The following is a 9610-nucleotide window of genomic DNA, read 5'->3' as shown; positions in this document are numbered from 1 at the left end:
TTGGTTCATGGGTGCTCTTTCAGGCAAAGTTGTTCTTGTTACGGGCGGCGGCAACGGTATCGGCCGCGATTGCGCTCTGATCGCCGCGCAGGAAGGCGCGAAGGTCGTCGTCAACGATTTGGGCGGCAGCCTGAAGGGCGAGGACGAAGGCTCGGCCGGCCCGGCTGAAAACGTCGCCGCGGAAATCCGCGCCGCGGGCGGCGAGGCGGTCTCCAATTCCGACAGCGTCACCGACCTGGACGCCGTCTACGGCATGGTCGAGCAGGCCAAGAAGGAATTCGGCGGCCTGCACGCCGTGATCAATCCCGCCGGCATCCTGCGGGACGTGATGTTCCACAAGATGACCGAGGCCGAATGGGACTCCGTCATCAACGTCCACATGCGCGGCTCCTTCAACGTGGCCCGCGCCACCATCGAACTGTTCCGCGAGCAGAACGACGGCGCCTACATGTTCTTCACCTCGACCTCCGGCCTGTTCGGCAACATCGGCCAGGCCAATTACGGCGCGGCCAAGATGGGCATCGCCGGCCTCTCGCGGATCATCGCCATGGAAGGCGCCCGTAACAACGTGCGCTCCAACTGCGTCGCGCCGGTCGCCTGGACCCGCATGACCCAGTCGGTGCCGGTGAAGGATGAAGCCGCCGCCGCGCGTCGCGCCGTGATGGCCGAGAAGATCCGCGCCGACCAGCCGGCCCGCTTCTCCGTGGCCATGATCACCCCGGCCGCCGCCAGCGTCTCGGGCCAGATCTTCGGCTCCTCGGGCGAGACCATCACCCTTTATTCGCAGCCGCGGCCGATCGAGACCGTGACCAAGGAAGAGGGCTGGACCGTCGACAGCATCATCAAGGAAGCCATTCCGAAGATGGCGCCGAAGTTCTACGACCTGGGCCGCGCGCCGCAGGCCGCCCCGGCGCCGAAGCCCGCCTAAGCCCGGACGCCTTCGCCACCAAGATCAGGACCCCGGCCATAAGGCCGGGGTCTTTTTCATGCGCCGTGCAGGGCCCGCCACTGGTCCCGGGTCAGCTCCCAGTAGAGCGACCTGCGGATGGTGCCGTCCGGGCGCACGCTGTCGCGCTCCCCCATGCGCACGAAGCCGGCGGCCTCGATGACCTTGGCCGAGCGGACATTGTCCAGGGCCGCGGTCAGGCCCACCAGCCGCACCCCCAGGGCCTCGAACATCCAGCCGAACGACCGCGCCGCGCCCGAACTGCCCTGGCCCCGGCTCTGCAGATCCGCGCGGCGGCCCCCGACGATCTCCGCCGAGGACCGGTCGGGCCAGACCGAGAAGCGGGAATAGCCGGCCACCTCGCCGGCCGGATCGAGGGAGACGAAGAGGATGGCCTCCCCCTTCTGGCGCAGGGCCTGCGCCTCTGCGACCCAGGCGCCCACCGTCTGCGCGTTGATCGGCCTGGGCAGGTCATAGATGGGCCCGGAGACGGCCGGATCGCTGAGCAGGGTCACCAGGCCCGGCACATGTTCGGGTCCGGCCAGGACGCTGTCGGGCGAGCCCGGCTGGGCGGTCCGCACCGCCTGGCGGATGGCCGCCTCCTCCTCCGGCGAGGCGACCAGAACAGTCTTGGGTGGGGCGCTCATTGGGGGCTCCGAAACAGTCGCTGGGATCGCCAGGAAACTATCACATCGCGTTCAGCCCCGCGCAAGCCGGGTCAGGGCCTCCTCGGTCAGGCGGCGCACGGTCCACTCGGTCTGGGCCACCGCCCCCAGGCTGTCATAGAAGGCGATGGCCGGCGCGTTCCAGTTGAGCACCGCCCATTCCAGCCGCGCCAGGCCCTCGGTCTCGCACCGCTGGGCCAAGACCCGCAGCAGGGCCTTTCCGGCGCCCAGGCCGCGGGCCTCCGGGACCACGAACAGGTCCTCCAGATAGATCCCGTGCCGGCCTCGGAAGGTGGAGTAGTTGTAGAACCAGATCGCCAACCCCACCGGCGCGCCGTCGTGCTCGGCGATGTCGCAGAACAGCCGCGGATTGTCCCCGAACAGGTGGCCGGCGATGTCGGCCTGGCTGGCCTCCACCTCGTGCAGCAGCTTCTCGTAGTCGGCCAGGGCGCGGATGAAGCCGTGGATCAGGGCGGCGTCGGCGGCCACGGCGGGGCGGACAGTCACGGTCACGGCTGGTATCGTCTCCTCTGGCTTGGCGAGAGGCGCATGGCGGTCTCACCCGAATTTGTCGACTATGTTCTGGAGCAACTCCAGCCCCTGGGCGGGATCACCCACCGGCGGATGTTCGGTGGGGTGGGCCTGTCCCGTCACGACCTATTCTTCGCCCTGATCGCGGACGACACCCTGTACCTCAAGGTCGATGACGCCAACCGGGCCGACTTCGAGGCCGCGGGCTGCGAACCCTTCAAGCCCTTCGGCGGCGACAAGGCGATGAGCTACTGGTGCGCGCCGCTGGAGGCCCTGGAGGACCCCGACCTGCTGGCCGCCTGGGCGGGTAAGGCTATCGAGGCGGCCGTCCGGGCGAAGACGAAGCCGAGGACGCGGCGGAAGCCCTAACCCCCTCCACCGCTGCGCGGTCCCCCTCCCCCGATGGGGGAGGAATTAGACGCGCCTCGTTCCTCCCCCAGCGCGAAGCGCGGTTCGGGGGAGGTGGCGCGCGCGTCAGCGCGTGACGGAGGGGGTTAGGCCCTATCCGCTACCCGATGACCACGCCGGGAGGCGGGACGGAGTCCGCCGGCACGAAGAAGTCGGGCATCAGCTTGGTGGTGGGATCGACGCGGTACTTGTCGAAGTCGCGCTCGCCTTCGCCGTAGAGGAAGCTGTCGTCGATCAGGAAGTTGCCGCTGAACTCGCGAGCCGGCTTCTCGAAGATGGCGTGGGCGGCGTCGGCCATGATGTCGACGGTGCGGCAGGACTTCATGCCCTCCTCGCCGGCCAGGGCGAACTGGATGGCGGCCGTGGCGATGCCGGTCCGGGGCCAGAGCGCGTTGAAGGCGATGCCGTCGGCCTTGAACTCCGCGGCCATGCCCAGGACGCACATGCTCATGCCGAACTTGGCCATGGTGTAGGCCACATGCCCCTCGAACCAGCGCGGGCTCATGTCCAGCGGCGGCGACAGCATCAGGACGTGGGGATTGGCCGAATTCTTCAGATGCGGGATGCAGGCCTTGGAGGTCAGGAAGCTCCCCCGCGCATTGACCTGGTTCATCAGGTCGTAGCGCTTCATGTCGGTCTGCAGGGTGCCGGTGAGCTGGATGGCCGAGGCGTTGTTGACGCAGATGTCGACGCCGCCGAAGGCCGCCACGGTCTTCTCCACCGCCGCGTAGACGCTGGCCTCGTCGCGCACGTCGACGATCAGCGGCAGGGCCTTGCCGCCCGCCGCCTCGATCTCCTTGGCGGCCGAATAGATGGTGCCGGGCAGGTGCTTGTGCGGCTCGGCGGTCTTGGCGGCGATGGCGATATTGGCGCCGTCGCGGGCGGCGCGCAGGGCGATGGCCAGGCCGATGCCGCGGCTGGCGCCGGTGACGAAGAGGGTCTTGCCTTGCAGGCTCATAGCTTCACTCCGGTGGTGTCTTCGGAAAGGGCCCAGAGGCGCTCGGCGCCCTCGGGGTCGAGGGCGTGGGCCATGACCCCCGCATTGGGCTCCTCGCCCCAGGGCAGGGCTTGGCTGAGATTTTCCAGATAGAGGCCGCCGACGCCCTCGAGCTCGTCGCCGATGGCGGCCCAGACGCTCGTCGAGGCGCCTTGGGCCGGGGTCTTGAAGCCTTCGCGGACCACGCCCTCTTCGTTCATCCAGCCCATGGCGATCATCTCCTCGCGGGGCAGGTGGCGCTGCAGGGGGGTCATGATCCCGCCCGGCATGACGGCGTTGGCGGTGATCCCCAGATCGGCGAAGCGCCTGTGGAAGCCCACGGCGAACAGGGAATTGGCGGTCTTGGACTGGCCGTAGGACTCCCACTTGTCATAGGGCCGGGTGCGGTAGTGGACATCGTCCCAGTTGATGCCGCTGCGCCGGTGGCCGATGGAGGAGAGCGACACCAGCCGCGCCGTGCGGCCCTCCTCGGCCCCGTTCATCAGGGCCCGGGCCAGGCCGACCCCCAGCAGGAAGTGGCCGAAGTGGTTGGTCCCGATCTGCATCTCCAGATCGTCGACGGTATAGGTCTGCGGACAGGCCATGACCCCGGCGTTGTTGATCAGCATGTTCAGCGGCGCGTCGCCCCAGGCGCTGACGAAGGCGGCCACCGAGGCCAGGCTGGAGAGATCGATCATCCCCACCTTGGCCCGCTCGGCGCCGATATCGGCGTTGATCTGGGCGGCGGCCTTCTCGCCGGCCTCGCGGCTGCGGACAGCGAGGGTGACCTCGGCGCCGGCCGCGGCCAGCGCCTTGGCGGTCTCGACGCCGATTCCGGTGGCGCCACCGGTGACAATGGCGGTGCGACCCGTCAGGTCATGGTCCTCGGCGATCTCGGCGGCGTCGGTGAAGGGCGAGAGCCCGGCGGTGATCCGGGTCATCTAGCCCACCTTCGCGAAGTCGGGGGCGCGTTTCTGCGCGAAGGCGGCGAAGGCCTCCTTGGCTTCCGGCGACTTGAGCTGGGCGGCGAAGTGGCGCCCCTCTTCGTCCATGCGGTTGGCGATGGATTCGACGTCGCGCATCAGGGCCTTGGTGATGGTGACGGCGGCCGGCGGGCGGGCGGCCACGGCGTCGGCAGCGGCCCGGGCCCGGGCGCGCAGCTGGTCGGTGGGAACCGCGGCGTTGGCGATGCCCCAGTCCACGGCCTTCCTGGCGTCGACGGCTTCCCCCAGCACGAACATGGAGAAGGCCCGGGCATGGCCGATGCGGGCCGGCAGGGTCAGGCTGGAGGCCGCCTCCGGCACCAGGGCCAGGTTCACGAAGGGGGTGGTGAGCAGGGCGTCCTCCGAGATGAAGACCAGGTCGCAGTGCAGCAGCATGGTGACGCCCACGCCCACCGCACGGCCGTTCACGGCGGCCACCAGCGGGGTCTTGGCGCGCGCCAGGGCGGCCAGCAGGGGATTGCCGTCGCGCCGCGCCTCATTGGCGCTGGTGTCGCCGGCGTTGACCGCGGCGAAATCGGCCAGGTCGTTGCCTGCGGTGAACATGTCGCCATTGGCCTGGATCAGGACGCAGCGGACCTCGCGATCGAACTCCGCCTGGTCGATGGCGTCGCCCAGCGCCTGGTACATGGCCCGGGTCAGGGCGTTCTTCTTCTCCGGCCGGTTCAGTGTCAGGGTCAGGACCCCGCCCGACTTCTCGCTCAAGACATGTTCGCTCATGGTCCCACTCCCTGATTTCTTACGTCGTATATTATACCGCCCCGCGGGTGGCGCCAGCGGCGCGCCGGGATTTCTTTCGAGGATCAGGCGACCCGGTACCAGTCCACGCCCTGGGCGTCGGTCTCCCGCACCGCCTGGCCCCGGGTGATCAGGCAGTTGAGGTGGGCCAGGCTTTCGCCCGTGGCCATGCTCAACACCCACTGGTCGATCTTGCGCCGGAACAGGACGTGGAAGACGTCCACTGATCGCTTCGGCTCGGCGATCAGGGCCTTCAGCCGGGCCAGCCCCCGCTCATGACCGCCGATCAGGTGGTCGATGCGGGCGTGCAGGCCGTGGAACGGATCGTTGTGCGCCGGCAGGACCAGGACCTCGTCGGGCACCTGGGTCTTGATGCGGGCGAGCGAGGTCAGCCAGTCGGTCAGGGGATCGCCGCCAGGCTCGGTGGGAAAGACCGAGACATTGGAGGAGATCTTCGGCAGCACCTGGTCGCCGCTGATCAGCAGCTTCAGCTCCGGGCAGTAGAGGCAGGCGTGCTCCGGCGAATGGCCCGACCCCACCACGATGCGCCATAGGTGGTCGCCGATCTGGATCTCGTCGCCGTCCGACAGCCGCTGGAAGCTGGCCGGCAGGGCGTGCAGCCCCTTGCCGAAGCCGCCGAAGCGGGCGCGGTAGCTCTCGATCTGCTCGTCATCCCACCCGGCCCCGCGATAGAAGCGCAGGGCGTCCTCCGGCGCCTCGCGGCCGGTGTCGGCCGCCAGGTTGTGGCACATCAGGAATTCCAGCCGAGTGATCCACAGGCGGACATCGAACTTCCGCGTCAGCCAGCCGGCCATGCCGATGTGGTCGGGGTGCATGTGGGTGACGAAGACCCGCGTCACTGGCAGGCCGCCCAGGGACTTGGCGAAGGCCTTGCGCCAGGCCTCCATGGTCTCGGGGCCGCCCATGCCGGTGTCGACGATGGCCCAGCCGGCCCCCTCGCGGATCGCCCAGACATTGATGAAAGCCAGGGAGCCGCCCAGCGGCATCCGCAGCCACTTCACCCCGGGCGCCACATCGAGGGCCTCGCCGGTCTTCGGTCCCCGCTCGAAGGGGTAGACAAGCTTGGGGCGCGCATGCTCGACCACCGCCTCTTCGAATCCGTCCCGCATCGCCCCAAACTCCAACCCGTGTTCGGCCATTGTCGCGCCACAGGCGGTCTCTATCAAACCGCAATACGGTCTTGTGCGGCTCAGTTCAGACGCCGTTCACGCCAAACTTGATTTGAAGGACGCAGGGGCGCTTAAGTCCGCCCAGAGGAACTACCCCAGGAGAGATCACGACCATGAGGTCATTCGGAATCGGGCTCGCCGCGGCCCTGTTTGTCGCGGTGATGGCGCCCGCCGCCGTCGTTATGGCGGCCAAGAAGCCGGTTGAGGAAATCACGCCTGCGTCCCGCACCCAGGGCATGGCCGAGGCGCCGGCTGTGGCCGCCGCCGCCGGCATCGCCTGCACCGTCACCGACGCCCGCTTCGTCGGCAAGATGAGCGACAAGAAGGCCAAGACCGAGACCAACTACTACGAGATCGACTGCGACAAGGGCCTCGGCTTCATCCTGTCGGCCGTGACCGGCGCCAAGCCCACCGCCTTCACCTGCGTGGAAGCCAACAGCCCGACCCCGGAGGGCAAGCCCTCCAGCCTGCCCTGCAAGCTGCCTGGCAACGCCGATCCCAAGTCCGACCTGGCCGGCTACATCGCCAAGGCCGGCATCGCCTGCACGCCCGACCAGGTGCGCGGCATCGGCCAGAGCGCCACGTCGACCTTCCTCGAAATCTCCTGCACCGGCGGCGACGGCTACGTGCTGCAGACCAGCGCCCCGGCCGACGAGGCCAAGAAGGTCGAGGCCAGCAATTGCCTGCTGTACGACGACAGCAGCAGCAACATTAAGTGCACCCTGCACGACAAGGCCTACCGCATGGCCATCGTGGACACCCTGGTGACCGCGTCCAAGAACGGTTGCGCCGTGAAGGACCGTCGCTACGCGGGCATGTCTCAGGCTGGCGCCATGTTCTACGAGACCTCCTGCGCCGACGGTAAGGGCTATCTCTACAAGGTGGAGAAGGGCCAGCTGGTCCAGACCTATCCCTGCGAGAAGGCCTCCATGGTGATGGGCGGCTGCGAGCTGACCGACGCCAAGGAAGCCGAGACCGCCCAGGCCGGCCTCTACACCAAGCTGGCCAAGACCGCGGCCTTCGACTGCGAAGTCTCCAAGTACGCCCCCTTCCCCTCGCCCGCCGGTCTGGACGTGGTGGAAATGGCCTGTTCCAACCGTCCCGACGGCGGTGTCGGCGTCTTCGGCGGCCCGGGCGTGAAGCCCCAGGTCTATGACTGCGCCCGCGCGCCGGTGGCCGGCTATCGCTGCTCCTTCACCAAGCCCGATCTCGCCTTCCCGCTGGTGACCGCCGATCTGCGCAAGATGGGCAAGAACGAGTGCACGGTCTCGGCCACGCGCTACATCGGCAAGACCACCAAGGGCACGGGCTATCTGGAAGTCGGCTGCTCCGACGGCCTGAAGGGCTACATCCTGGAATACGCGCCGTCGCCGCTGGCCCCCGTGGGCGTCATCGGCTGCGCCTTCTCCAAGGACTGCAAGCTGCCCGGCAACACCTGATCGCCTGATCAGGACGACAGGATCGAGGCCCGTGGGTTCGCCCGCGGGCCTTTTTCTTTGAGCCCGTCCTCCCCCGCGACGCGGGGGAGGATCAGGTCCTAGATCGCAGCTTCGATGAACTTGGGGCCCGGCTCGGACATGGCGCGGGCGAAGGCGGTCTCGAACTGCTCGGCGGTCTCGCAGCGGACGGCGGGCAGGCCCATGCCCTTGGCGATGGAGACCCAGTCGAGCTTGGGATCGCCCAGGTCCAGCAGCTTGGAAGCCGAGGGACCGGGATTGCCCGAGCCCGTGCGGCCCATCTCGATATTGAGGATGCGATAGGAGTGGTTGGCGAAGACCACGACGGTGACGTCGAGGTTCTCCCGCGCCATCGTCCACAGACTCTGGACCGTATACATGGCCGAGCCGTCCCCGTTCAGCGACACCACCTTGCGCCCCGGCGCGGCGACGGCCGCCCCGATGGCCAGCGGCATGCCGATGCCGATGGCCCCGCCGGTGAGCGCCAGGACGTCGTGCGGCCGGGCGGTCATGCAGGGCACGGCCACGCCGCCGCCGGAGGTCACCGAGTCGTCGCAGATGATCGCCCCCTCGGGCAGGTGGCGGGCGATGGAGATTCCGGCGCTCTGCGGGGTCATGCCGCCGGTGGGGGCGTTCTCTGGCAGCTTGAGGGCCTGGCTCGGACCGGTGGCCGGCGCGCCCAGCGCATCGGCCAGGGCCGCCAGGGCGGCGACGGAATCGGTGGTCCGGTCGGCCAGGGTCAGGGTGGCGCAGCCCTCCGGCACCAGGACACTGGGCCGGTCGGGATAGGCGAAGAAGGCCACCGGCGTGGTGGTCCCGGCATAGACCATAAGGTCGGTCCCGGCGAGATCGGCCAGGGCCATCTCGCCGAAGTACTGCATGCGGGCTGGCGCGAAGATCCCCGCACCCCGCGGCTGGCGGGAGACGAAGGTGTCGACCATGACCCGGACGCCAGCGGCCTGCAGGCGGGCGGCCTGGACCAGGGCTTCGGCGCGGGCGGCGCGGCCGCCGATCAGCACCACCGGCTTGGCGGCGGCCTTGATCGCCTTGGCCACGGCCTCGACATTGGCGGTGTCGGGGGCGGACGGCGCGAGGCGACCGGCCTTGGCCTTGGTCACCTTGGTCTCCAGCCAGGCGGAGTCGGCGGGCAGGATCAGGCTGACCGGACCGCCGGGGGGGCCGTAGCTGGCGGTTATGGCCTCGGCCGCGATGGTCGCCACGCTGTCGGGGGTGTCGGCGGACTTCACCCACACCGAGTTGGCCGCCACGATGGAGGGAATGTCGGAGTTCAGGGGCGCGTCGTACTGGCGATGATAGGTGGCGTGGTCGCCGATCACGTTGACGATCGGGGTGTAGGCGCGCCGGGCGTTGTGCAGGTTGGCCAGACCGTTGCCGTAGCCAGGACCCAGGTGCAGCAGGGTGCAGGCCGGGGTGTCGCTCATGCGGCCGTAGCCGTCGGCGGCGCCGGTGGCCACGCCCTCGAACAGGCAGAGCACCGGCCGCATCTTGGGCTGGCGGTCCAGGGCCGCGACGAACTGCATCTCGCTGGTGCCGGGATTGGCGAAACAGGCGGTGACGCCGTTGTCCACGAGGGTCTCGATCAGGGCGTCGGCGCCGTTCATGTCAGAACACCATCACATCGGAGGAAGGGGAATCGGAGAAGAGTTTCGCCACCGTCTGGGCCCGGAGGGACCGCGC

10 protein-coding genes are annotated in these 9610 nt (G+C 68.9%); 3 read left to right on the top strand and 7 right to left on the bottom strand.

The features are described 5' to 3' along the window. Positions 1-928, top strand: a 928-nt coding sequence (locus Q7T09_RS20410; protein WP_304702098.1) for an SDR family NAD(P)-dependent oxidoreductase, incomplete at its 5' end; no start/stop codon positions are given. Positions 929-984: 56 nt separating this feature from the next. On the opposite strand, the gene Q7T09_RS20405 is transcribed toward Q7T09_RS20410, so the two are convergent. Then, entirely contained in the window at positions 985-1593 is a 609-nt protein-coding gene (locus Q7T09_RS20405) for a GNAT family N-acetyltransferase (protein WP_304702097.1), read from the bottom strand. 51 nt (positions 1594-1644) lie between these two features. Beyond that, complete coding sequence (locus tag Q7T09_RS20400) at positions 1645-2124, bottom strand: GNAT family N-acetyltransferase (protein WP_304702096.1); 480 nt, start codon at positions 2122-2124, stop codon at positions 1645-1647. Positions 2125-2160: 36 nt separating this feature from the next. Here Q7T09_RS20400 and Q7T09_RS20395 point away from each other — a divergent pair, with 36 nt between their 5' ends. Next, a complete protein-coding gene (locus Q7T09_RS20395; protein WP_304702095.1) occupies positions 2161-2511 on the top strand; it encodes a TfoX/Sxy family protein in 351 nt (116 codons plus the stop codon). A 139-nt stretch (positions 2512-2650) separates the two neighbouring features. Here Q7T09_RS20395 and Q7T09_RS20390 read toward each other — a convergent pair whose 3' ends face one another. The 4 genes from Q7T09_RS20390 to Q7T09_RS20375 all read right to left on the bottom strand — a co-directional run bounded on the left by Q7T09_RS20390 (position 2651) and on the right by Q7T09_RS20375 (position 6395). After that, positions 2651-3508 (bottom strand): NAD(P)-dependent oxidoreductase, encoded by an 858-nt coding sequence (locus Q7T09_RS20390; protein ID WP_304702094.1) that lies wholly within the window; start codon positions 3506-3508, stop codon positions 2651-2653. Continuing rightward, positions 3505-4467, bottom strand: a complete 963-nt coding sequence (locus tag Q7T09_RS20385) for an oxidoreductase (protein WP_304702093.1) — start codon at positions 4465-4467, stop codon at positions 3505-3507. The genes Q7T09_RS20390 and Q7T09_RS20385 overlap by 4 nt, the downstream gene beginning before the upstream one ends. Next, positions 4468-5247 (bottom strand): enoyl-CoA hydratase-related protein, encoded by a 780-nt coding sequence (locus Q7T09_RS20380; RefSeq protein ID WP_304702092.1) that lies wholly within the window; start codon positions 5245-5247, stop codon positions 4468-4470. Between the two features lie 83 nt (positions 5248-5330). Continuing rightward, positions 5331-6395 carry an MBL fold metallo-hydrolase gene (locus Q7T09_RS20375; RefSeq protein WP_304702091.1) on the bottom strand — a complete coding sequence of 355 codons (1065 nt, stop codon included), beginning with the start codon at positions 6393-6395 and terminating at the stop codon, positions 5331-5333. Between the two features lie 173 nt (positions 6396-6568). On the opposite strand from Q7T09_RS20375, the gene Q7T09_RS20370 reads away from it, so the two are divergent. Continuing rightward, positions 6569-7894, top strand: coding sequence for a hypothetical protein (locus Q7T09_RS20370; protein ID WP_304702090.1), 1326 nt, complete (start codon positions 6569-6571; stop codon positions 7892-7894). A gap of 98 nt (positions 7895-7992) precedes the next feature. Here the strand turns inward: Q7T09_RS20370 and Q7T09_RS20365 are convergent, their stop codons facing one another. Next, a complete protein-coding gene (locus tag Q7T09_RS20365; RefSeq protein ID WP_304702089.1) occupies positions 7993-9534 on the bottom strand; it encodes an acetolactate synthase large subunit in 1542 nt (513 codons plus the stop codon). Positions 9535-9610 lie beyond the last annotated feature (76 nt).

The sequence above is a fragment of the Phenylobacterium sp. genome, from assembly GCF_030645195.1.
Classification (GTDB): domain Bacteria; phylum Pseudomonadota; class Alphaproteobacteria; order Caulobacterales; family Caulobacteraceae; genus Phenylobacterium.
This window is presented reverse-complemented; position numbering and strand designations above follow the sequence as displayed.